Raw genomic sequence first — 23,612 nt, 5'->3', positions numbered from 1 at the left:
ATCAGCTGGTCGAGCAGGGAGAGCGTGTCGCGGACGGACCCGCCGCCCGCGCGGACCACGAGCGGCAGCACGCCGTCCGCCCCACCCGAGAGGAGGCGACCGCATGTACGAAGGCATCGTCCAGGAGCTGATCGACGAGCTCGGCCGGCTCCCCGGCATCGGTCCGAAGTCCGCCCAGCGCATCGCGTTCCACATCCTGCAGACCGAGACGTTCGACGTCACCCGGCTCGCCGAGATCCTGCTCGAGCTGCGCGGCCGTGTGCACTTCTGCGACATCTGCGGGAACGTGGCGGAGGAGGCGACCTGCGGGATCTGCCGCGATCCGCGCCGCAGCCGCGCCGTCATCTGCGTCGTGGAGGAGGCGAAGGACGTCCCGGCGATCGAGCGCACCCGCGAGTTCCGCGGGCTCTACCACGTGCTCGGCGGCGCGATCAGCCCGATCGACGGCATCGGCCCGGATCAGCTCCGCATCCGCCAGCTGCTGCAGCGGCTCGCGGACGGCGAGGTGCAGGAGGTCATCATCGCGACCGACCCGAACCTCGAGGGCGAGGCGACGGCGACCTATCTCTCGCGCATGCTCAGCACCCTCGGCATCCGCATCACCCGTCTGGCCTCCGGGCTGCCCGTCGGCGGAGACCTCGAGTACGCCGACGAGATCACCCTCGGCCGCGCCTTCGAGGGCCGCCGGCTCGTCGAGAACTGACGCGGCCGCCGGAGTCGCATGACCGCTCTGGCATGCGGTCGACCGGTAGACTCGCCCGTCGGGTCGCGACGGCGGTCCAGCCACCGACACGGGAGCAGCACGTGAGCCTGATCGTCCAGAAGTTCGGCGGGTCCTCCGTCGCCGACGCGGAGAGCATCAAGCGGGTCGCGAAGCGGATCGTCGCCACCAAGCAGGCGGGCAACGACGTGGTCGTCGCCGTCTCGGCCATGGGCGACACCACCGACGACCTGCTCGAGCTCGCCCACCAGGTCACGCCCATCCCCGCCCCTCGCGAGCTCGACATGCTGCTCTCCTCGGGCGAGCGCATCTCGATGGCGCTGCTGGCGATGGCGATCAAGAGCATGGGCTTCGAGGCCCGCTCCTTCACCGGCAGCCAGGCCGGCATGATCACGGACGCGCAGCACGGCGCCGCCCGCATCGTCGACATCACCCCGGTCCGCCTCCGCGAGGCGCTCGACGAGAACGCCGTCGTCATCGTCGCGGGCTTCCAGGGCTTCAACCGCGACACGAAGGACATCACCACCCTCGGCCGCGGCGGCTCGGACACCACCGCCGTCGCGCTCGCCGCGGGACTCGGCGCCGACACCTGCGAGATCTACACCGACGTCGACGGCGTCTTCACCGCTGACCCGCGGGTCGTCAAGAAGGCCCGCAAGCTCGATCGCATCACCAGCGAGGAGATGCTCGAGCTGGCCGCCGCGGGAGCGAAGGTGCTGCACATCCGCGCCGTCGAGTTCGCCCGCCGCCACGGAGTCACGCTCCACGTGCGCTCCTCCTTCAGCCCCAATGAGGGCACCATCGTCTACAACGCCGAGACCGCCGGCGCCGAGCAGAACGGACAAGCCGTGGAAGAGCCCATCATCGCCGGAGTCGCCGCCGACCTGAACGAGGCGAAGATCACCGTCGTCGGAGTCCCCGACATCCCGGGCAAGGCCGCGCAGATCTTCACGATCGTGGCCAAGACCGGCTCCAACATCGACATGATCGTGCAGAACGTGTCGGCTGCGGCCACCGCCCGCACCGACATCTCGTTCACCCTGCCCAAGGCCGACGGCCAGACGGTCCTCATGGCTCTCAACGCCGAGAAGGACGAGGTCGGCTTCGAGTCCCTGCAGTACGACGACCAGATCGCCAAGCTCGCGCTCGTGGGCGCCGGGATGCGCACCAACGCCGGTGTCTCCGCGAAGCTGTTCCGCTCCCTCTACGAGGCCGGGATCAACATCGAGATGATCTCCACGAGCGAGATCCGCATCTCGGTCGTCACCCGCGCCGACACCGTGAACGAGGCTCTGCGCGTCGTGCACACCGCCTTCGGGCTCGACGCCGAGGACGAGGCCGTCGTCTACGCCGGCACCGGCCGCTGACGGCCGGACACCCTCGCGATCCGGCCGTTCCTCCCGAGCGGCCGGAGCGACCGGTACCCTCTCCCTCGATCCCCCCGCCACGAGCGGCCCGCGCGCCGCACGGACGAAAGAGCACAGCATGAGCAGCACCCCCCTCCACGTGGGCGTCGTCGGCGCGACCGGCCAGGTCGGGAAGGTGATGCGCCGCCTCCTCGAGGAGCGCGACTTCCCGATCGCGTCCATCCGCTTCTTCGCCACCGCCCGCTCGGCGGGCACGACGCTGCCGTTCCGCGGCGAGGACGTCGTTGTCGAGGACGTGGAGACCGCCGATCCGTCGGGGCTCGACATCGCCCTGTTCTCGGCCGGAGCCACGGGATCGCGCGCGCAGGCGCCCCGCTTCGCCGCGGCCGGCGTCACCGTGATCGACAACTCCAGCGCCTGGCGGATGGACCCCGAGGTCCCGCTGGTCGTCAGCGAGGTGAACCCCCACGCCATCGACCAGGCGGTCAAGGGCATCATCGCCAACCCCAACTGCACCACGATGGCCGCGATGCCGATCCTCAAGGTCCTCGACCGCGAGGCGGGGCTCACGCGCCTGATCGTCAGCACCTACCAGGCCGTGTCCGGCAGCGGACTGGCCGGAGCGAACGAGCTGGCCGGCCAGGTCCGCGCCGCCGTCGCCGACGAGCACCTGCTCGACCTGGTGCACGACGGCTCGGCGGTCGACTTCCCCGCGCCGGACAAGTACGTCGCCCCGATCGCCTTCGACGTCATCCCCTTCGCGGGGAGCCTGGTCGAGGACGGCTCGAACGAGACCGACGAGGAGAAGAAGCTCCGCAACGAGAGCCGCCGCATCCTCGAGCTCCCGGAGCTGCTGGTCTCGGGCACCTGCGTGCGCGTCCCCGTGTTCACCGGCCACTCGCTCTCCGTCAACGCCGAGTTCGCCTCCGCCCTCAGCCCCGAGCGTGCTCGCGAGCTGCTGGCCGACGCGCCCGGCGTCGTGCTGCGCGAGGTGCCGACTCCGCTGGAGGCCGCGGGCAAGGACCCGAGCTTCGTGGGCCGCATCCGCGCCGACGAGGGCGCCCCGGAGGGACGCGGCCTCGCGCTCTTCATCAGCAACGACAACCTCCGCAAGGGCGCGGCCCTGAACGCCGTGCAGATCGCCGAGCTCATCGCGGCGAAGCAGCCCGTCTCCTGACCGGCGTGGACGGGGCCGGCGCCGAGCGCTCCGGCCCCTTCCGGGTGGAAAAGCCGCGAATTTGATGGGGGAGCGGGGCCCCTCCCCGCCGCGGCGTGCCCGGGCGAGCGTAAACTCGACTCTCGTGAACTCCTCGGAACCGGTCGACGTCGCCCTCATCGGTGGGGGCATCATGAGCGCCACGCTCGGCGCACTCATCACCCAGCTGCAGCCCGACTGGACGATCGCCGCCTACGAGCGCCTCGGCGACGTGGCGCAGGAGTCGTCGAACCCGTGGAACAACGCGGGCACCGGTCACGCGGCCCTCTGCGAGCTGAACTACATGCCCGAGGCGGCCGACGGCTCCGTCGACCCGGCCAAGGCGATCCAGATCAACGAGCAGTTCCAGATCTCGCGCCAGTTCTGGTCGAGCCTGGTGGAGTCCGGCGACATCCGCGAGCCCTCCAGCTTCATCAACCCGGCGCCGCACATGACCTTCGTGCACGGCGAGGCCAACGTCGAGTACCTCCGGAAGCGCTACGAGGCGCTCAAGGACCAGCCGCTGTTCGCCGGCATCGAGTTCACCGAGAGCGTCAAGACCATCCACGAGTGGGCGCCCCTGCTGATGGAGCAGCGTCCCGCCGGCGGCGGCCCCTACGCGGCGACGCGCATGCCGGCCGGCACCGACGTCGACTTCGGCTCGCTGACCCACCAGCTGTTCGACCACGTCGTCGCCCACGGCGGCACGCTCGACACCGGCCGCGAGGTCACCGACATCACCCGGCAGAAGGACGGCACCTGGCGCCTCGACCTCAAGCAGGTCGTCGGAGGCACGCCCCAGTCGGTGACCGCCCGCTTCGTCTTCGTCGGCGCCGGCGGCGGTGCGCTGCACCTCCTGCAGAAGTCGGGCATCCCCGAGATCAAGGGCTTCGGAGGCTTCCCGATCTCGGGGCAGTTCCTCCGCACCGACAACCCCGAGCTGGTCGCCCGGCACAAGGCGAAGGTCTACGGCAAGGCCGCGGTCGGCGCGCCCCCGATGTCGGTGCCGCACCTCGATGCGCGCGTCGTCGACGGCGAGTCGTCCCTCCTCTTCGGCCCCTACGCGGGCTTCACGCCCAAGTTCCTGAAGCGGGGCTCGTGGCTCGACCTGCCCCTGTCGATCCGGCCGCACAACATCGGCCCGATGCTCGCGGTCGCCCGCGACAACCTCGACCTGATGAAGTACCTGATCGGCGAGGTGCTCGCCGGCCGTGGCAAGAAGATGAAGGCCCTGCGCGAGTTCCTGCCCACCGCCCGCGACGAGGACTGGTACCTGATCACCGCCGGCCAGCGCGTCCAGGTGATGAAGAAGGACGAGAAGAAGGGCGGCGTGCTGCAGTTCGGCACCGAGGTCATCACCGGAGGGGACGGCACGATCGCCGGCCTGCTCGGCGCCTCGCCCGGAGCCTCGACCGCCGTGCCGATCATGCTCGACATCGTGCAGAAGTGCTTCCCCGACCGGATGAAGGCCTGGGAGCCGCGGATCCGCGCGCTGGTGCCGAGCTACGGCTCGACCCTCAACGACGCGCCCGAGAAGGCCGAGCAGACGGTCACCGCGACCGCCGAGACGCTGGAGCTGTCCGCCTCGGTCTGATCGGCTGCGATCCGTTCGAACGTATGTTCTAATGGCTCCATGAGGTGGAGCGGGCAGTCGATCGGCACGGCCGACGAGGCCGCCCTGCCCGGCCTCGTCAAGCTCACCGACCTGGTGCGGACGGTGCGCACGCCGGAGTTCGAGGGCGTCACCTTCTACGAGGTGCTCGCGAAGTCGGCGCTCAACCGCGTGCACACCTCCTCGAAGATGCCGTTCGGCTGGAGCATCAACCCGATGCGCGGCTGCACCCACGCCTGCACCTACTGCTTCGCCCGGCCCACGCACGAGTACCTCGAGTTCGACGGCGGCCGCGACTTCGACTCGCAGATCGTCGTGAAGGTGAACGTCGCCGAGGTCCTCACCCGGGAGCTCGCGAAGCCGAGCTGGGAGCGGCACCCCGTGGCACTCGGCACCAACACCGATCCGTACCAGCGCGCCGAGGGCCGCTACCGGCTGATGCCGGGCATCATCGCCGCGCTCGCCGCCTCGGGCACCCCGATCTCGATCCTCACGAAGGGCTCGCTGCTGCGGCGAGACCTGCCGCTGCTCCGCGAGGCCGCCGAGCACGTCCCGGTCGACCTCGGAGTGTCGATCGCCGTCTACGACGAGGGCCTCCAGCGCTCCGTCGAGCCGGGTGCGCCGACCGCGGCGGCCAGGCTGGCGACGGTCACCGCGGCACGGGAGGCCGGCTTCGACTGCTCGGTGTTCCTGATGCCGATCCTGCCGTTCCTCACCGACACCCGGGCGCACCTCGACGAGTCGCTCCAAGCCTGCCGCGAGGCGGGCGCCAGCACGATCATGTACTCGACCCTCTACCTCAAGCCCGGGGTGAAGGAGTGGTTCCTGCAGTGGCTCGGGCAGGAGCACCCCGAGCTGGTCGACAAGTACCGAGCGCTCTACCCGGGCCGCGACGCCTACGCGCCTCTCGAGTACCGGCGCTGGCTCTCCGCGCGCATCCGCCCGCTGATGCGCGCGCACGGGCTCGAGCGCGGCGAGGAGGACCCGGCCACCGGCTCCGTCAAGTCCTCCGCCCTGAATTCGCTGGGGACGCTGCGGACCCTCGGCGGCGAGCGGCGCTCCCTCCAGCACGACGGGCTGCTGGTCGGGGAGCTCGGGCCGGAGCGCGCCGCGATCCTGCCCGGCGTCGGGCAGCCGACGCTGTTCTGAGCCGGGGGCGGGCCCGGCCGCGGCTAGGATCGTCCGCATGGTCACCCGCTCCGGTGAGCCCTCGGGCTCCTCCGCCCGGAGCGCCCGCGACGCGCCACCCCGTGCGGTCCGGCTCGGCCTGCTCGACCCGCGCGAGGACCTGCTCGCGGCGACGAGCGCGTGGATCCGCACCCACGCCCCGGACTTCGAGGTCGTCGTGGCCGCCTCCACCTGGCACGACCTGGTGACGAGCGATGTCTTCCCCACCCAGGTGGTCGTGATGGACGTCGAGCTGCGCGAGCCGATCTCGATCGAGGCGCGGATCCGGACCTGCCGGGCGGCGGGAGCCGCGGTCGTGGCGCTCTCCGCGAGCGAGGACGACGAGGTCCGCGAGCGCGCCCTGAAGGCCGGAGCCGTGCGGCACCTGGCGAAGTCGCGCTCGCTCGCTGAGGTGATGGAGCAGACCCGCGCCGCTCTCGAGATGCGCTCGGCCGACGTCTCGTCCGCGCAGTGGCGGCCCCTGCCGTCCGGAGTCGCGGCGCAGCAGCGCCCACGGCTCAGCGCCGGCGAGCTGGAGGCGCTGCGCCTCTACGCGTCCGGATCGAGCACCCCCGAGGTCGCCGCCAAGATGAACGTGCAGTTCGAGACCGCGAAGACCTACCTGCAGCGAGTGCGCCGCAAGTACGTCGCGGTCGGCAGGCCCGCGAGCCGCCGGGCCGACCTGATCCGCCGCGCCGGCGAGGACGGGTTCCTCCCGTGACCGGCCCCTGCTCACCCCGGGGGCCCCGCCCCCGGACCCGCCCCGAGGAGACCTGATGGCCAAGCTGTACTTCCGCTACGGAGCGATGAACAGCGGGAAGAGCACGTCGCTCCTGCAGGCCGCGCACAACTACGAGGAGCGCGGGCACCGGGTGCTGCTGGCCAAGCCGGCCGTCGACACGAAGGGCGAGGAGCTGATCGTGTCGCGGCTCGGCGTGACCCGTCCGGTGGACATCCTGTTCGAGCCCGACGGGGACCCGGTGGCCGTCTTCACCGCCGCCCGGGCCCGCGTGCTGGCCGAGTCGAAGCGCGACGTGAGTGCTCTGCTCGTCGACGAGGCGCAGTTCCTGCCGGAGTCGCACGTCGACGATCTGCTCCGGATCGCCATCCTCGAGAACGTGCCCGTCCTCGCGTACGGCATCCGCACGGACTTCCGCACCGCCGCGTTCCCGGGAAGCAGGCGGCTCCTGGAGATCGCCCACAGCCTCGAGGAGCTGAAGACGATCTGCCGGTGCGGGCGCAAAGCGATCTTCAACGGGCGCGTCGTGGACGGCCGCTTCGTGTTCGACGGCGATCAGGTCGCGATCGACGGAACGGCGGTCACCTACGAGTCGCTGTGCGGCGCGTGCTACCTCCAGGAGAGCCGCGGCCGGCTCCGCGGGTGACCGGTCGAGCGTTCCTCACCGGCGCGACACCCCTCCGAAACGAGGAAGTGGGTAGCCTGACGACGTGACAACACCGGAAACGGAATTACGCCTTTCGAAGCAGCAGGAAAGGTCGGGGGAAACGATGACGGCGCAAGGGGCACCGCTGAGGCGTCGGCCGTCGTGGGAGCAGGACTACCGGCGACGGCTGCTCATCACGGACGTCGTCGCGATCGTCCTCTCCGTCTTCGGCACGCAGCTCTTCTGGTTCGACCTGAACCTGAACTCGGACCTGGGGTTCAAGAACCCCGCCGACATCGCGGTCAGCTACACCTGGGTGTCCGTCGCCCTGTCGGTCGGCTGGCTCCTCGCCCTCCAGGTCTTCGACACGCGCGACCGCCGGATCGTCGGCACCGGCTACGTCGAGTACCGCCGCGTCGTCGACGCCTCCATCTGGCTCTTCGGCATCGTCGCGATCATCGCCTACCTGCTCCAGATCCTGCTCGCGCGCGGCTACATCATCACGGCGTTCCCCGCCGGGATCGTGCTGATCTGCGTCGGCCGCCTGGTCTGGCGCTCCTGGCTCACCCGGCAGCGCCGGGCGGGCCGCTTCTCGAGCCAGGTCGTGCTCCTCGGCTCCCGCGCGAGCGTCCTGCACACCGCACGCGAGCTGCGCCGCGGCACCGAGGCCGGCTACAAGCTCGTCGGCGCCGTCTCGACCTCGGTCGGCGGTGCGGACGCGCTGCGGAGCGAGCAGGAGCTCTCGGGCCTCGCGGTCCACGGGTTCACCGGGATCGACGGCGTCCGCGCCGTGATGGACGCCACCGGCGCCGACACGGTGGTCGTCACGAGCTCCGACGAGCTGGCGCCGCAGCGGATCCGCGAGCTGAGCTGGACGCTCGAGCCCGGGCGCGAGCACCTCGTCGTGGCGCCGAGCCTCACCGACATCGGCGGTCCGCGCATCCACACCCGCCCCGTCGCGGGCCTTCCGCTGATCCACGTCGAGACCCCGCGCTTCGACGGCCGCCAGCGGTTCGCCAAGCGCCTCTTCGACATCCTCGCGTCGACCATGCTGATCATCCTCAGCGCGCCGGTGCTCGTCGTCGTCGCCGTGCTGGTCAAGGTCACCAGCCCCGGGCCCGTGCTCTTCCGGCAGGAGCGCATCGGTCTGAACGGCGCGACCTTCGAGATGCTGAAGTTCCGCTCGATGGTCGTCGACGCGGAGGCGCGACTGGCGGCTCTCGCGTCGCAGCAGCGTGCGGAGGGGAACTCGATCCTCTTCAAGATGGCGAAGGACCCGCGCGTCACCCGGGTGGGCGCGATCCTCCGGCGCTTCAGCCTCGACGAGCTGCCCCAGTTCCTGAACGTCTTCCGCGGCGACATGTCCCTGATCGGCCCCCGCCCGCCGCTGGCCCGCGAGGTCGAGCAGTACGAGGAGCACGTGCACCGCCGCTTCCTGATGAAGCCGGGCATCACCGGGCTCTGGCAGGTCAGCGGACGCTCGAACCTCTCGTGGGAGGACACCGTCCGCCTCGACCTGTACTACGTCGAGAACTGGTCGATGACCGGCGACATCGTCATCCTCTTCAAGACCGCGCGCGCCGTCCTCGCCCGCGACGGGGCGTACTGATCGCCGGGGGGAGGGGCGCCGAGCCCCGCACCCTGTCCGTCTCGGTCCTCGAGACCCCGTTCCGCGTGGTCTTCGGACGCGGCGTCGGCGACGAGGACGCGGCGCGGATCGCCGACAGCTGGGCCGCCTGCGCGTCCGAGCCCGACGCGGGAGCACGCGACGTCCTCGCCGAGGTGGGGCACGATCCCTCCGTCCCGGTCGACGGCTCGCCCCGGGTCTCGAGCGCCACGCTCGCGCAGCTCGAGGAGTCCCTGACCTCGACCCTGACCCTCGAGGCGATCGGCGCCCGGCGCGCCGACCTGCTGATGCTCCACGCCTGCGGGATCTCCGACGAGTCCGGCCGCGTGCTGGCCTTCGTCGCCGCCTCCGGGACCGGCAAGACCACCATCGCCCGGACGCTCGGGTCCCGCTTCGGCTACGTCACCGACGAGACGGTCGGCGTGACCCCGGAGGGGCGCGTCCTGCCCTATCCCAAGCCGCTGTCGGTGAAGCCGCTGACCGGATCGGCGCCGAAGGCGCAGCTGGCCCCCGGGTCGCTCGCCCTCCGACCGGTCCCGGAGGCGCCCCTGCGTCTGGCGGGCGTCCTCCTGCTCGAGCGCCGCGACGGCGTCGGGACGCCCTTCCTCGAGCACGTCGACCCGGTCGACGCGATCGAGGATCTGGTGCCGCAGACCTCGTACCTCTCGGCCCGACCGCGGCCGATCGCCGATCTCGTCCGCACCCTCTCGGCGCTGGGCGGCGTCCGGCGACTGGTCTACTCCGAGGCCGCGAGCGTGGTGCACCTGGTCGAGGAGGTCTTCGCGTCCCTCGGCGCCGAGGCCCCGTCCGCCTGGTCCGACGTGGTCTCCGTGCAGCTCGACCCTGTGGGCGAGGCCCTGCCCGGCACCGTCCTGCGCACCCCTGCGGACGACGCGGTGGAGCTCGCCGACGGCCAGCTGCTCGTGTTCTGCGGCGGCACCCTCGTGCGCCTGTCCGGCATCGGCCCGACGATCTGGCGCCACGCCGGCCGGGGCTCCGATCTGCCCGGTCTCGTCGCCGCGGTGCTCGAGGAGGCGGGCCCGCCGCCCGCCGGCGTCGATGCGGAGGCGGTCGTCGAGTCGGCGGTCGTCGAGCTCGAGGGCCTCGGAGTGATCACGAGAGGGACTCCGCCGGAGCCCACCCCCGACAGGTGGCACGGTTGACGCGCCTGGCGCCGAGGGCGCGGAAGCGCTGTGTCAGAATTCGGAAGAACCCGTCGCCGGCGCCCGCCGCGTGATCCGTACCAGCGAAGGAAATCTGACTCTGTGGAACTTCGAGACGTCCTCCGGCTGCTGCGCGACCACTGGATCCCGATCGTCGCGGCGATCCTCCTCGGCACTCTCGTCGCCTTCGGCTGGTCGCTGACGCAGAAGCCGCGGTACGTCGCCGACTCGCAGGGCCTGGTCTCCGTCGCCACCACCGGTGCCGACGACAGCCAGGCGATCTACACGCAGCAGATCGCGCAGTCCGTCGCCAAGTCGAGCCTCGCCACGTACGTCCCGATCGCCACCTCGCGCGACGTGGCGCAGATCGCGATCGACAGCCTCGGCCTCGACGTCTCGCCCGCCACGCTGATCTCGGCGATCACGGTGCAGGCCGACACGGTCGCCCCGGTGATGAAGGTCAGCGCCACCGCCTCCACCCCCGAGGGCGCGCAGAAGCTCGCCGACGCCTGGGTCGCGGCCATCGCCACCAAGGTGCAGCAGGTCAACCAGGAGACGGGCGTCGGCGACACGGTCTCCCTCACCGTTCTGCAGGCCGCGGCGCTCCCGTCCTCGCCGGCGTTCCCGAACCTGCGCCTCGTCCTCGCGGTCGGCGCGCTCGCGGGCCTCGTCCTCGGTCTCGTCTACGCGTTCGTCCGCAACACGCTGGACCGGCGCATCCGCACCGCCGAGATGGTCGAGCGCCTGTTCGACCTCCCCGTGGTCGGCACCCTCCCCGTCGACAAGCGCCTCAGCGAGACCAACCGCATCGTCCCCGAGGCCGACACGACCGACTACATCAAGGCCGACGGCAAGCACGCACTCGCCGAGGCGCTGCGCGAGCTCCGCACGAACCTGCAGTTCATGAACATCGACAGCCCGCCGCGCATCATCGTCGTGACGAGCCCGCTGCCCTCGGACGGCAAGTCGACGGTGACCGCGAACCTCGCGGTGACGCTTGCCGCCTCCGGCCAGCGGACCGTCGTCGTCGATGGCGACCTCCGCAAGCCCACCGTCGCCAAGTCGTTCGGCCTCGTTCCCGGCGTCGGCCTGACCGACCTGCTGATCGGCAAGGCGGAACTGCAGGACGTCCTGCAGCCGTGGGGCCCGTCCGGCAACCTCTGGGTGCTCGGAGCCGGGTCGATCCCGCCGAACCCGTCCGAGCTGCTCGGCTCCAACGGCATGGACATCCTCCTGCACGAGATCGCTCGCGAGGCCATCGTGATCGTCGATGCGCCGCCGCTCCTGCCCGTCACGGACGGCGCCATCCTCACCGCCCGCACCGACGGCGCGCTCGTGGTCATCTCCGCGGGCAGGACGACGACCGACGAGCTGGGCAAGGCGATCCAGAACCTCGAGCGGGTCAGCGGCCACACCCTCGGCGTGATCCTCAACCGCGTGCCCGCGCGCGGCCAGGTCGGCCGGGGCTACGGCTACTACTACACGAGCTACTACGGCTCCGAGCGATCGGGTGCACGCCCGGACACGGCCGTCGAGCCCGAGCCCGCGTCGACCTCGGCCTGAGCGCCCCGCGATGATCTTCCCGGGAGACGACTCCGCCCGCCCCGCCCGCCGGAGCTGGCGACCGGACGAACCGGTCGCCGCCTCCGCCGCCCCCGTCTTCACCGTGCTCTCGGTCTGCACCGGCAACATCTGCCGGTCGCCGATGGCGGAGCAGCTGCTGCGCGCCGCACTCGCCGACGCGACATCACCCGCGGGAGGTCCGCTCTTCGCGTTCACGAGCGCCGGAGTGAGGACGCGCGACGGACTGCCGATGGACCCGGTCTCGGCCCGCTTCTCGGCTCAGCACGGGGGAGACCCGGCCGCGCACACGAGCGCGGTGCTCGGCGACGCGATCGTGGGCGACGCCGACCTCCTGCTCACGATGACGCGCGACCACCTGGTCGACGCCTCCCGGCGCTTCCCGTCGCTCCTCCTCCGCGGCTTCACGCTGCTCGAGTTCGCCCGCGTGCTGCCGTTCGTGCTGCGGGAGGTGCCGCTGCCGACGGTCGAGGACCCCGCCGCGCGGCTCCGCGCCGTCGTGCGGCTCGCCGCCGCCCACCGCGGGCGCGCCCCGCGGGGCGAGGGCGGCGACGACATCGAGGACCCGATCGGCCGCAGCGAGGCCGTGCACGAGCGCGTGGCGGCGCAGATCGCGGCGGCTGTCGCCGACGTCTCCCGCGATCTGAGAGCATTGGCGCGGCGGTAGTCGCGCGTCCGCGGGCGCGCTGACGCCTCGCCGCATCGCATCGCTCCTCCTCACCGTCGCGACCGCGACACGAACCCGCCACGATTCGGAGAACCCCTGTGAAGCTTTCTGTCATCGGCTGCGGCTACCTCGGTGCCGTCCACGCTGCCGCCATGGCCGAGCTCGGCCACGACGTCATCGGCATCGACGTCGACCAGAAGAAGATCGACGCCCTGGCCGCCGGCACCGCGCCGTTCTTCGAGCCCGGCCTCCCGGAGCTGCTGTCCTCCGGCGTCGCCTCCGGGCGTCTGCGCTTCTCGACCGACATGGCCGACGCCGCCGGTGCGGCCGTGCACTTCGTCGCCGTCGGCACCCCGCAGAAGCCGGGCGAGAACGCCGCGGACATGACCTACGTCGACTCGGCGATCGACGGTCTCCTGCCCTACCTCGAGGAGGACTCCCTCGTCGTCGGCAAGTCGACCGTCCCCGTCGGCACCGCCGCCCGCCTGGCCGACCGCATCGCCTCCTCCGGTGCGACCCTCGCCTGGAACCCCGAGTTCCTCCGCGAGGGCTTCGCGGTCAAGGACACGATCAGCCCCGACCGGCTCGTCTACGGCGTGCCCGCGGGCGAGGCCGGAGCAGCGGCGAAGGCGACCCTCGACGAGGTCTACGCGACGGCGCTCGCGGCCGAGACCCCGCTCGTGGTCACCGACTACGCCACCGCCGAGCTGGTGAAGGTCTCGGCCAACGCCTTCCTCGCGACCAAGATCTCGTTCATCAACGCGATCGCCGAGATCGCGGAGGTCACCGGCGCGGACGTCACGCAGCTCGCCGACGCGATCGGCTACGACGTGCGGATCGGCCGCCGCTTCCTGAACGCGGGCATCGGCTTCGGAGGCGGCTGCCTCCCGAAGGACATCCGCGCCTTCTCGGCCCGCGCCGACGAGCTCGGCGTCGGCGAGTCCGTGGCCTTCCTCAAGGAGGTCGACGCGATCAACCTGCGTCGCCGCCAGCGCGTCGTCGACCTCGTCACCGAGGGCCTGGGCGGCTCCGTCGCGGGCCGCCGCATCGCGGTGCTCGGTCTGGCGTTCAAGCCGGAGTCGGACGACATCCGCGACTCGCCGTCGCTCGACGTCGCCGCTCGCCTGCACGACCTCGGTGCGACCGTGGTCGCGACCGACCCCGAGGCGATCGAGAACTCGCGCCGCCGCTACCCCGAGATCACCTACACGACCGACGTCGACGAGGCGCTGGCCGGTGCCGACGCCGTGGTCGTCGTGACGGAGTGGAAGCAGTTCCGCGCCCTCGACCCCGCGGCCACGGCGGCGAAGGTGGCCAACACCTTCCTCGTCGACGGTCGCAACTGCCTCGACCCCGCCGCCTGGCGTGCTGCCGGCTGGGAGTACCGCGGCCTCGGCCGCTGACGCGGCGGAGCCGTCGTCTCAGCGGACGCGGCTCGGCTGATCCGCCACCACGCCGGAGGTGCCGCGGAGGGGGATGTGCGCGAAGGCGTCGTCCCACTCCGCCGCCCTCCGGCGTCGTCGTGCGCGGACGACCATCCGGAGCAGGACGCCGGCGACCGCGCCGAGAAGCGCGCCGGAGGTGTTCATCACGACGTCGTCGACGGTCGCGAAGCGCGCCGAGAGGAAGAGCAGCTGGCCCGCCTCGATCAGCGAGCTCACGACGGCGCCGACGGCCACAGCGACCCACGCCCTCCGGAGCCGCAGGTTGAGGGCCAGGAGCAGCCCCAGGGGCACGAACAGGGCGATATTGGCGGTCGACTCGATGAACGCGTAGTCGACCATCGGGAGGCCGTGCCGGGCGAACCAGGAGGTCACCCGGCCGAGATCCCCCCGCACTCCCGCATCGACGGGCGTCGGCCAGAAGGCGATGGCTGCGAGCGCGACCACGTAGGGCACGCTGATGGCGAGGGTGAGGCGGGTGAGCGACCGGGTCACGGTGCTCCTCTCGTCGGTCGTCGGGCGGGGGCGGCGACGACGGCGGAAGAACAGTCTCGCTCCCGGCTGCTGGGATCGGGCCGGGAGGCGCGGGGGAGTGGGCCGAAGGCACGGCCGTGCGCAGGACGCTCGGGACGCCGACAGGGGTGCTCGAGCCGGAGAGCGCGGGGCGGTGATCGCGCCGGCTCCGTCGTCGCCCGGGCTCCGGCCCGGGCGAGCATCCGCCTGCGGGCGAGCCCCGCCACAGCAGAATTCCGAGAACGCCCCGGGAACGACGAAGCCCGGCCGGATCATCGATCCTGGCCGGGCTTCTCACCGGTCGGGGTAGCGGGATTCGAACCCACGACCTCCTCGTCCCGAACGAGGCGCGCTACCAAGCTGCGCCACACCCCGGTGTGCTCATCACGGAGAACCGCTCACGAGCCTCGACAATAGTAGCCGATTTCCGGACCGCCGTCGGACACCCCTCGTCAGGCCGCCGGAGTGAGCGTGACGAGGGTCACCTCGGGCCGGCAGGCGAAGCGCACCGGTGCGTAGATCGAGGTGCCGACTCCGGCGGACACGTTGAGGTACGAGCTGCGCAGTCCGTTGTCCCACGTCGTCGAGCCGGCGACCTTGTCGCGCGGGATGTCGCAGTTGGTGACGAGGGCGCCGAAGCCCGGGACGCAGACCTGCCCGCCGTGCGTGTGCCCGGCGAGGATCACCTCGGCGCCGCGGGCGACGAAGTCGTCGAGGATGCGCTGGTAGGGCGCGTGCGCCACGCCGATGCTGACCCCGGCCGGTCCGTCCTCCGCGCCGCGCAGCTCGTCCACGGCTCCGGCGACCAGGTCGATGCGGTCGAGGCCGATGTGCGGGTCGTCGACGCCGAAGAACTCGATGCGCGTCCCCTTCACCGTGATGCTCTCGGCGCGGTTGTTGAGGTCCACCCAGCCGAGCCCGTCCGAGAAGAAGCCGGTCAGCCCGTCGGTGTCGAGATCGGCCTCGTGCTGCTTGGGGTTCTTGGAGGGGCCGACGAAGTAGCGGAGCGGGTTCTTGATCCGAGGGCCGAAGTAGTCGTTGGATCCGTTGACGAAGGCGCCGGGGATCCCGGCGAAGGGCTCCAGAGCCCGGCGGATGCCGAGCACGCCGTCGCGGTGGCCGAGGTTGTCGCCGGTGTCGACCACGACGTCGGGCGCCAGGGCGAGGAGCGAGCGGATCCACTCCTGCTTCTTCGTCTGCCACGGGGCCATGTGCAGGTCCGACACGTGCAGGACGCGGATCGGCTCGGAACCGGCGGGCAGCACCGGGAACGACGTGCGCCGGACGGTGAACAGCGTCCGCTCGACGCCGATGCCCCAGGCCGCGGCGACGGCTCCGGCCGCGGCGACGGTCGCGAGGGCGGTGGTGAGGGGGCGACGGGTGCGTCCGGTCATGGGTCCTTCTCTCGCACGTCGGCCGCGAGCGCGGCCGCGTTCATTCTGCCGGACGCTCCCTCGGGAGCAGCCGGGGGTGCAGGGGCTCAGCCCGCGCGGGGCGGGGCGCCCGGTCCGGCGCTGATCTGCAGGGTGATCTCCGCGCCCCGGGAGACGCGCGACCCGGCGGGCGGGTTCGTCTGCGCGACCGTCCCTGCCGGGCGGTCGGAGGGGACCGGAGAAGTGTCGACGCGGACCGTGAAGCCGACGGAGCGCAGGCGTGCGGCCGCCGCAGAGGGGCTCTGGCCGGTGACCTGGGGCACGGCCTCCTGCGGAGCGTCGAGGAGCGAGCGGACGGGAGCCGGGAACGCCGTCCCACCGTACTTCGCGTCGGCGACGCGCATGATGCGCGGCCAGATCTGGTGGCGCACCTGACCGGCGTTCACCCGGTTGAGACTGAATCCGCGCATGGAGGTGAAGCCGGTCACGTTGCCGACCCAGGTGGCGGTGGCGACCTCGGTGCTCGCGCCGACCATCCACGTGTGCAGCGCGTCGTCCGTGGTGCCGGTCTTGCCGATGTGCGGCACCCCGGTGCGGGGGTTGGAGGGGGCGCCGGTGCCGCCCGTCACCACTTGCTGCAGGGCGTAGCCGGCGGTCGCGGCAACCTCCTCGGACATCCCCTGGCTGCACTCGGAGGCGGGCGGCGCGACGTCCGCGCCCGTGCGGTCGACGATCCGGTCGATCGCGATGGGCGTGCAGACGGTGCCCTTATTCGCGAAGCCGGCGAAGGCCGTGGCCATCGTGAGCGGAGCGATCTCGTTGGTGCCGAGGATGGTCGGCGCGAGCTTCTGCAGCTCGGTCCCGTCGGCACGGTGCACGCCCATCGCCAGCGCCGTGTTGCGGATGCCGCAGAGGTCCAGCTGCTGGGCCATGGCGGCGAACGAGGTGTTGATCGAGCCGGTCGTGGCCTGCAGGGCCGTGGTCACTCCTCCGTTGCCGCCCTCGTCGTTCCCGGGGTTCCAGGACTCGCCGTAGTAGACGCCGTCGGGCTCGCAGCTGTCACGGAAGGTCGTGTAGGCGCGGCGGGTGCCGTCGACGCTCTCGCCGAGCGAGTGCCCCTCCTGCAGCCACTCCGCGAGGGTGAACACCTTGTAGGTCGAGCCGACCTGGAATCCCGAGGAGCCGCCGTACCCGAAGTCGGTGTTGTAGTTGACGCTCGTGTAGTTGGGGCCCGTCAGGTCCGGATCGTTGGAGTAGTCCTTGTTCTGGGTCATCGCGAGGATGCGGCCGGTGCCGACCTCGACCGAGACGCTCGCGCTGCCGATGTTCACGTTCGCCATCGACTTGGGCACCCAGTCGTCGGTGGCCGAGACGGCGGCCTGCTGCAGATCGGAGTCGAGGGTCGTGTAGATCCGGTATCCGCCGCGCTTGAAGGTGGCGTCGCGCTCGTCCTGGCTCGCACCGAACGCGTCGTCGTTCTTGATGACCCAGGTGACGTAGTCGCAGAAGAAGGCCGCGACTCCGGCCGTCTGGCAGCCGGTGCTCGGCTCGGTGATGTTCGGCGTCACGGGCTCGGCGACGGCCGCCTGCGCCTGCTCGGACGTCACCTTCGACTCGAGGTCCATGCGGGTGACGATGTAGTCGCGCCGGTCCCGGGTCTGCGGGTAGCCCTCCGCGGCGGGGTTCGCCGGGTCGCCGGGCCGGTCGAAGCGGAACTTCTCGGGGTTGTTCACGATCGCGACGAGCGCGGCGGACTGCGCGAGCGAGAGGTCCTTCGCGCTCACTCCGAAGTAGTAGCGGGCGGCCGCCTCGACGCCGTAGACGGTGCCGCCGAACAGGGCGATGTTGAGGTAGCCCAGCAGGATGTCGTTCTTCGGGTACTCCTTCTCGAGCCCGATGGCGAGCCGCATCTCGGCGACCTTGCGCTCCGGAGTGGTCTCCGTGGCCTCGCGGTAGGCCGCGTCGCGCTCGATCGGATCGCTGAGCGCCTCCGCCTTCTGCACGAGCACGTTCTTGACGTACTGCTGCGTGATGGAGGAGCCGCCCTGGACGTCCCCGCCCATGGCCGTCGTCGCGGCCGCGCGGACGGTGCCGAGCAGATCGATGCCGCCGTGCTCGTAGAAGCGGGGGTCCTCGGAGGCGACCACGGCGTCCTTCACGAACGGCGAGATCTCGTCCCAGCCCACCTCGACGCGGTTCTGGGCGTAGAAGGAGGCGAGCAGCACGTCGCCGCCGGAGGAGTCCTTCGCGTACACGTCGCTCTTCTCGGCGAGCGTGCCGATCTCGAGGTACTCGGGGAGGTTGTCGAACATCTCCACCGTGTTGCCGGCGGCCATGCCGCTCAGCGCGATCGCCGGCGTCACCGAGGCGGCCACCAGGACTCCCGCGACGACGCTCATGGCGACGATGCCGATCAGACCGCCGACGGCGCCCCCTATGGTCTTCACGACTCTGGTCCCGCCCTGCCCCGACATAGAATCAGCGTAGTCGCCGCGCTCGGACGAGCCGCGGCGCTCATCCCGCCGACGCGCGGCGCTCAGCAGTCGTCCCGCACCGGCCGCACCCGAGGAGAGCCATGTCCGTCCCGCGCTGGGAGTACATCACCACCCCGCTGATGATCCACAACACCACGGCGATCCTGAACACCTGGGGATCCGAGGGCTGGGAGCTGGTCCAGATCGTGACCGGTCCCGAGGGCGGCCTCGTCGCGTACCTCAAGCGCCCCGTCGCCGAGGCCGGCGCGTGATCGCCGAGCGCCTCGCGGAGCTCGGCGTCGAGCTGCCCGCCGTGGCGGTCCCCGCCGGCGCCTACGTCCCCGCCGTCGTGCACGGCGGCCTCGTCTACACGGCCGGGCAGATCCCCTTCGTCGACGGCGCTCTGCCGCTGGTCGGCAAGGTCGGCGACGAGGTGTCGCCCGAGCAGGCGAAGGACCTGGCCCGCACCTGCGCCCTCAACGCGCTCGCGGCCGTCGCCGACGCGATCGGATCGCTCGACCGGGTGACGCGGATCGTGAAGCTCACCGGCTTCGTCGCGTCCGCCTCCGGCTTCACCGGGCAGCCCGGCGTGATCAACGGCGCCTCGGAGCTGCTCGGCGACGTGTTCGGCGAGCCCGGCCGTCACGCGCGCTCGGCCGTCGGGGTGGCGGAGCTGCCCCTCGGCGCTCCCGTCGAGGTCGAGCTGATCGTCGCCTTCGACTGACGCACCGCCCCCTCCTGCCCACGCGGCGGGAGGGGGCGTGCGGTGCCCGGTCAGTCCGCGGCGATCGCGGAGGAGATCACCGCCATCACCTGCGTGTCCGCGAGCGTCGTCGTGTCGCCCACGGCGCGTCCCTCCGCAACGTCGCGCAGCAGCCGGCGCATGATCTTCCCCGAGCGGGTCTTGGGCAGCTCCTGCACCACGAAGATCCGCTTCGGGCGGGCGATCGCGCCGATGTGCTCGGCGACGTGCGCCTTCAGGGTGGCCTCGAGCTCGTCGTGTCCGTGGGCCAGCGCCTCGGCCTGGCTCGCCTTCGCGATCACGAACGCGACCACGGCCTGGCCGGTGGTCTCGTCCGCGGCTCCCACGACGGCCGCCTCGGCGACGACCGGGTGGGAGACGAGGGCCGACTCGATCTCGGCGGTCGAGAGGCGGTGGCCGGAGACGTTCATCACGTCGTCCACGCGCCCCAGGAGCCAGAGGTCGCCGTCCTGGTCGCGACGCGCTCCGTCACCCGCGAAGTAGCGGTCGCCGAACTTCGACCAGTAGGTCTCGACGTAGCGCTCCGGGTCGCCCCAGATGCCGCGCAGCATCGCCGGCCAGGGCTCGGTGATCACGAGCAGTCCGCCCTCGTCGGCGCCGACCGGCGTCCCGGCGTCGTCGACCACGTCGATCGAGATCCCCGGCAGAGCGACCTGCGCGGACCCGGGCTTGAGAGTCGTCACCCCGGGCAGGGGGGACACCATCATCGCGCCGGTCTCGGTCTGCCACCACGTGTCGACGATGGGGGTGCGGCCGCCGCCGATGACGTCGCGGTACCAGACCCACGCCTCCGGGTTGATCGGCTCGCCGACCGATCCGAGCAGGCGCAGGCTCGAGAGGTCGAAGCGCTGCGGGATCTGCCGGCCGAGCTTCATGAAGGAGCGGATCGCCGTGGGAGCCGCGTAGAGGATCGTCACGCCGTGCTTCTCGACGATCTCCCACCAGCGGCCGGGATGCGGGCTGTCGGGAGTGCCCTCGTACATCACCTGGGTGGCGCCGTTGGCGAGCGGGCCGTAGACGACGTAGCTGTGCCCGGTGATCCAGCCCACGTCCGCGGTCGACCAGTAGACGTCCGACTCGGGGTGCAGGTCGAAGACCGCGCGGTGCGTGAAGGCGACCTGGGTGAGGTACCCGCCGCTGGTGTGCAGGATGCCCTTGGGCTTCCCGGTCGTGCCGCTCGTGTAGAGGATGAAGAGGGGCTGCTCGGCGGGGAACGGCTTGGCGACGTGGTCGGCGTCGACCGTCACGATCTCCTCGTGCCACCAGAGGTCGCGCCCCTCGTGCCAGGCGACCTCGTTGCCTCCGCGGCGCACGACCAGGACGTGCTGGACGCTGGACTCGCCGCCGAGGGCGAGCGCGGCGTCGACCGCCGGCTTCAGGGGCGAGACGGCGCCCTTGCGCCAGCCGCCGTCGGCGGTGATGACGAGTGTCGCCTCCGCGTCGTCGATGCGCGCGCGCAGGCTCTCGGCGCTGAAGCCGCCGAAGACGACGGAGTGGACCGCCCCCAGCCGGGCGACGGCCAGCATCGCGATGACCGCCTCCGGGATCATGGGCAGGTAGATCGCGACGCGGTCGCCGGCGCGGACGCCGAGGCTCGTGAGCAGGTTCGCGGCGCGCTTCACCTCGGCGGTGAGCTCGGCGTAGGTGATCGAGCGGGAGTCGCCGGGCTCGCCCTCCCAGTGCAGGGCGACGCGGTCGCCGTGGCCGGCCAGGACGTGGCGGTCGAGGCAGTTGTAGGCCACGTTCAGCTCACCGTCGTCGAACCACTTCGCGAACGGGGGCTCGCTCCAGTCGAGGGTGCGCGTGAACGGCCGGTGCCAGTGCAGGAGCTCGCGGCTCCGGTCGGCCCAGAAGGCGAGGCGGTCGGCCGCGGCCTCGTCGTAGAGCGCGGCGGTCGCGACCGCTCCGGCGGCGAGATCGGCCGGCGGCGGGAACCGGCGGGTCTCGTGGAGGAGGTTGTCGATGGCGTTCCGGTCGGCGGCCGGGGCGTCGGGGGGAGTGGACATCTGCGATTCGCTCCTTCGCGAGTGAGACGTTCGCCGGCCCGCGCGGTCGGCGTCGCACCACCGTAGCGCCCGCCTCCAGCGCGGATCGCCGAGCGCCGCAAGCTGGGTGCGGGGCGGGTGTCGGATAAGAGTCCGCAGAGAACAGGATCCGGGCTTGGCGAATCGCGATCCGTCCCCTACAGTTGCATACGGCCGAATGAACTTCGGCCCAGCGGCGCAAGTGATTCCCCCCAATCCAGCGCCGCCGAGGCGGCACCTGTTCCCCCCAATGGGTGCCGCCCCCTTCTTCCCGCCGGATCCGGCGGAGGGACGCCCCCGCTCGAGTCCTGCTCGCGGGGGCGTTTCCGCGTTGCCGGGACGTCTCGTCGTCGACTGGGCTTCTCTGCGCCGTGGGGCCCCTCCTCGGAGCGGCTCCCTGCCGAGAGCCCCGGGCCGCCCCTGCGCGCGCGTCCGGCCCGGGTCGTTCCTCCACAGGCGCCGACGCGGGCGTCTCTCCTCCGACCGGGCAGGGAGCGCCCCGGCGCGCGGAACGGGCTCCTAGCGTGCCGGGATGACCCGCGACTTCGTCCCCCTCGTCCCCGCCGAGCACCGCCGCGACCCGCTGCCGGTGCGGCCCGCCGCCGCCGGTCTCGGGCTGCTCGCGCCGCACGCCGCGGATCCCGCGGTGACCGACCTCTTCGTGAACGGCGGCGCGGGCCTCTGGATCGACCGGGGCGGTGGTGCGGAGCGGGTTCCGGAGTGGACGCTCGACGCCGCCGGAGCACGGCGGCTGGCCGTCGCGCTGGTCGCGGCCGGTGGACGGCACGTCGACGAGGCGAGCCCGTGCGTGGACGTCAGGCTCCGCCACGGGGTCCGCGTGCACGTCGTGCTGCCGCCGGTGGCGACCGGGGGAGCGCTCGTGTCGGTGCGGGTGCCGCGGTCGGACTCCTGGACGCTCGGGGAGCTGCAGGCGGCCGGGATGCTGGACGACGACGGAGTGCGGCTTCTGCGCCGGGCGGTCCGCGAGCGGTGGAACCTGCTGATCACGGGAGCCGGTGGATCAGGCAAGACCACCCTGCTCGGCGCCCTGCTCGGGTGCGCGGCGCCGACCGAGCGGATCGTGGCCATCGAGGACGTCGGCGAGCTCCGGCCGGCGCACCCGCACGTCGTCTCGCTCGAGGCGCGGCAGCCCAACCTCGAGGGCGCCGGTGCCGTGGGCCTGGACCGGCTCGTGCGGGAGGCGCTGCGGATGCGTCCGGACCGCCTGGTCCTCGGCGAGTGCCGCGGCGTCGAGCTGCGCGAGCTGCTGTCCGCGCTGAACACCGGGCACGACGGCGGTGCGGGGACCCTCCACGCGAACTCCCTCGAGGACGTGCCCGCGCGTCTCGAGGCGCTCGGGGTCCTCGCGGGACTCGGGCCCGAGGCGATCGCCCGCCAGACGGTCAGCGCGATCGACCTGGTGCTCCACCTCGAGCGCCGCGACGGGCGGCGGCGGCTGGCGGCATTCGGGACGTTCGCGCTCGACGCGGCCGGCCGCCTGAGGGTCGAGGACGGGTCGCTCCCGAGCGCCTCGAGGTCGAGCGCGTGACGGGCCGCGACGGGCTGGACGAGGTCGCGGCCGTCGTGCACCGACTGGCCGTCCTCCTCGCGGCGGGAGTGGCTCCCGCGTCGGCCCTCGGGCATCTCGCGGGGGCGGAGGGGGCGGACAGCGGGGACGCGCGGCGGCGGCGACTGCTCCGGGCGGTGTCGGAGGAGGCCGGCCGCGGGGGCGACGTGACGGAGGCGCTGCTGCGCGGGACGCCGGTTTCGCGGCGGAGCGGCTCGGAGCGGAAGCGGCCGCGACGGCGAGCGCCGGACACCGGTGAGGCGACCGCGTGGGCAGCGCTGGCCGCCGCGTGGCGGGTGGCCGCCGACTCCGGCGCGCCGGTCGCCGCCGCTCTCGGCGAGCTGGCGGAGTCCCTGCGCGAGCTGGCGCGCGCCCGCCGGGACATCGAGGTGGCTCTGGCCGGTCCCTCCGCCACCGGGAGGGTCGTGAGCGCGCTGCCGCTGGCGGCGCTGGGTCTGGGGGCACTGCTGGGCTTCGACGTGGTCGGCGTGCTCCTCGGGACGGTGCCCGGTGCGGTCTGCCTGGTCGGGGGAGCCGGGTTGATGGCGGCCGCGCACGCGTGGGCGCGGCGCCTCGTCCGAAGCGCGGCCCCGGCCGATCCGGCGCCCGGGCTCGCGCTCGACCTCCTCTCGGTGGCGCTGGCCGGTGGCGGCTCGATCGAGTCGTCGCGCGCCCGGGTCGTGGCGGCGCTCGCCGAGTGCGGGCTCGACTCGGGCGAGCGCGTGCTCTCCGACGCGGACCCGGTGCTCGCCCTCTCCGCGGCGGCGGGTGTGCCGGCCGGACGCCTGCTCCGGAGCGAGGCGGCTCTGGTCCGGGCACGGGCGTCCTCCGGGGCGCGGGAGCGAGCCGCTCGGCTCGGCGTGACCCTGATGCTGCCGCTCGGGATCTGCGTGCTGCCGGCGTTCCTGCTGCTCGGAGTGGCTCCGATGGTCGTCTCGGTGCTGCTCTCGACGTTCTCGGTGGCGGCGTGA

At 72.2% G+C, this 23,612-nt stretch carries 20 protein-coding genes and 1 tRNA gene; 16 read left to right on the top strand and 5 right to left on the bottom strand.

Annotation, left to right across the window (positions count from 1 at the left end):
* Positions 1 to 103: 103 nt before the first annotated feature.
* The 12 genes from recR (at position 104) to C5C37_RS01610 (ending at position 13,888) form a co-directional block, all read left to right on the top strand.
* A complete protein-coding gene (recR, locus tag C5C37_RS01665) occupies positions 104 to 703 on the top strand; it encodes a recombination mediator RecR (protein ID WP_104222157.1) in 600 nt (199 codons plus the stop codon).
* 101 nt (positions 704 to 804) lie between these two features.
* Positions 805 to 2,088 (top strand): aspartate kinase, encoded by a 1,284-nt coding sequence (locus tag C5C37_RS01660; protein WP_104222160.1) that lies wholly within the window; start codon positions 805 to 807, stop codon positions 2,086 to 2,088.
* A 118-nt stretch (positions 2,089 to 2,206) separates the two neighbouring features.
* Positions 2,207 to 3,265: an aspartate-semialdehyde dehydrogenase gene (locus C5C37_RS01655; RefSeq protein ID WP_104227259.1), complete on the top strand. Its 1,059-nt coding sequence runs from the start codon at positions 2,207 to 2,209 to the stop codon at positions 3,263 to 3,265.
* A 64-nt stretch (positions 3,266 to 3,329) separates the two neighbouring features.
* On the top strand, positions 3,330 to 4,877 hold the full coding sequence (locus C5C37_RS01650) for a malate:quinone oxidoreductase (protein ID WP_104233746.1): 1,548 nt from the start codon (positions 3,330 to 3,332) through the stop codon (positions 4,875 to 4,877).
* 39 nt (positions 4,878 to 4,916) lie between these two features.
* A complete protein-coding gene (locus C5C37_RS01645) occupies positions 4,917 to 6,044 on the top strand; it encodes an Rv2578c family radical SAM protein (RefSeq protein ID WP_104247319.1) in 1,128 nt (375 codons plus the stop codon).
* 37 nt (positions 6,045 to 6,081) lie between these two features.
* Positions 6,082 to 6,783 (top strand): LuxR C-terminal-related transcriptional regulator, encoded by a 702-nt coding sequence (locus C5C37_RS01640; protein WP_146085141.1) that lies wholly within the window; start codon positions 6,082 to 6,084, stop codon positions 6,781 to 6,783.
* A 55-nt stretch (positions 6,784 to 6,838) separates the two neighbouring features.
* Positions 6,839 to 7,447, top strand: a complete 609-nt coding sequence (locus tag C5C37_RS01635; RefSeq protein ID WP_104227256.1) for a thymidine kinase — start codon at positions 6,839 to 6,841, stop codon at positions 7,445 to 7,447.
* A 124-nt stretch (positions 7,448 to 7,571) separates the two neighbouring features.
* Positions 7,572 to 9,056 carry a sugar transferase gene (locus tag C5C37_RS01630; RefSeq protein WP_104222171.1) on the top strand — a complete coding sequence of 495 codons (1,485 nt, stop codon included), beginning with the start codon at positions 7,572 to 7,574 and terminating at the stop codon, positions 9,054 to 9,056.
* Positions 9,057 to 9,121: 65 nt separating this feature from the next.
* Positions 9,122 to 10,237 (top strand): hypothetical protein, encoded by a 1,116-nt coding sequence (locus C5C37_RS01625; protein ID WP_104227255.1) that lies wholly within the window; start codon positions 9,122 to 9,124, stop codon positions 10,235 to 10,237.
* A 102-nt stretch (positions 10,238 to 10,339) separates the two neighbouring features.
* Positions 10,340 to 11,800 carry a polysaccharide biosynthesis tyrosine autokinase gene (locus C5C37_RS01620; RefSeq protein WP_181127344.1) on the top strand — a complete coding sequence of 487 codons (1,461 nt, stop codon included), beginning with the start codon at positions 10,340 to 10,342 and terminating at the stop codon, positions 11,798 to 11,800.
* Between the two features lie 10 nt (positions 11,801 to 11,810).
* Positions 11,811 to 12,485, top strand: a complete 675-nt coding sequence (locus tag C5C37_RS01615; protein WP_104227254.1) for a low molecular weight phosphatase family protein — start codon at positions 11,811 to 11,813, stop codon at positions 12,483 to 12,485.
* A 98-nt stretch (positions 12,486 to 12,583) separates the two neighbouring features.
* The gene (locus tag C5C37_RS01610) at positions 12,584 to 13,888 is read left to right on the top strand and encodes a UDP-glucose/GDP-mannose dehydrogenase family protein (RefSeq protein WP_104288182.1); all 1,305 of its coding nucleotides are present in this window, start codon (positions 12,584 to 12,586) and stop codon (positions 13,886 to 13,888) included.
* Positions 13,889 to 13,906: 18 nt separating this feature from the next.
* Here the strand turns inward: C5C37_RS01610 and C5C37_RS17795 are convergent, their stop codons facing one another.
* The 4 genes from C5C37_RS17795 to C5C37_RS01590 all read right to left on the bottom strand — a co-directional run bounded on the left by C5C37_RS17795 (position 13,907) and on the right by C5C37_RS01590 (position 18,260).
* On the bottom strand, positions 13,907 to 14,422 hold the full coding sequence (locus C5C37_RS17795) for a VanZ family protein (RefSeq protein ID WP_258059527.1): 516 nt from the start codon (positions 14,420 to 14,422) through the stop codon (positions 13,907 to 13,909).
* A 319-nt stretch (positions 14,423 to 14,741) separates the two neighbouring features.
* Positions 14,742 to 14,815 (bottom strand) — tRNA-Pro (locus C5C37_RS01600).
* Positions 14,816 to 14,892: 77 nt separating this feature from the next.
* Positions 14,893 to 15,834: a metallophosphoesterase gene (locus C5C37_RS01595; protein WP_104222183.1), complete on the bottom strand. Its 942-nt coding sequence runs from the start codon at positions 15,832 to 15,834 to the stop codon at positions 14,893 to 14,895.
* 86 nt (positions 15,835 to 15,920) lie between these two features.
* Positions 15,921 to 18,260 (bottom strand): transglycosylase domain-containing protein, encoded by a 2,340-nt coding sequence (locus tag C5C37_RS01590; protein WP_181127343.1) that lies wholly within the window; start codon positions 18,258 to 18,260, stop codon positions 15,921 to 15,923.
* Positions 18,261 to 18,388: 128 nt separating this feature from the next.
* On the opposite strand from C5C37_RS01590, the gene C5C37_RS17320 reads away from it, so the two are divergent.
* On the top strand, positions 18,389 to 18,559 hold the full coding sequence (locus C5C37_RS17320; RefSeq protein WP_164861113.1) for a hypothetical protein: 171 nt from the start codon (positions 18,389 to 18,391) through the stop codon (positions 18,557 to 18,559).
* Positions 18,556 to 19,011, top strand: a complete 456-nt coding sequence (locus C5C37_RS01585) for a RidA family protein (RefSeq protein ID WP_219813481.1) — start codon at positions 18,556 to 18,558, stop codon at positions 19,009 to 19,011. Before C5C37_RS17320 ends, C5C37_RS01585 begins: the two co-directional genes overlap by 4 nt.
* Before the next feature lie 50 nt (positions 19,012 to 19,061).
* On the opposite strand, the gene acs is transcribed toward C5C37_RS01585, so the two are convergent.
* Positions 19,062 to 21,056 carry an acetate--CoA ligase gene (acs, locus tag C5C37_RS01580; protein WP_104262897.1) on the bottom strand — a complete coding sequence of 665 codons (1,995 nt, stop codon included), beginning with the start codon at positions 21,054 to 21,056 and terminating at the stop codon, positions 19,062 to 19,064.
* A 550-nt stretch (positions 21,057 to 21,606) separates the two neighbouring features.
* Here acs and C5C37_RS01575 point away from each other — a divergent pair.
* A complete protein-coding gene (locus C5C37_RS01575) occupies positions 21,607 to 22,623 on the top strand; it encodes a TadA family conjugal transfer-associated ATPase (protein ID WP_104262896.1) in 1,017 nt (338 codons plus the stop codon).
* The gene (locus C5C37_RS01570; RefSeq protein WP_104338307.1) at positions 22,620 to 23,612 is read left to right on the top strand and encodes a type II secretion system F family protein; all 993 of its coding nucleotides are present in this window, start codon (positions 22,620 to 22,622) and stop codon (positions 23,610 to 23,612) included. The genes C5C37_RS01575 and C5C37_RS01570 overlap by 4 nt, the downstream gene beginning before the upstream one ends.

It is taken from the genome of Rathayibacter sp. AY1F9, from assembly GCF_002932155.1.
Lineage (GTDB): Bacteria > Actinomycetota > Actinomycetes > Actinomycetales > Microbacteriaceae > Rathayibacter.
This window is presented reverse-complemented; position numbering and strand designations above follow the sequence as displayed.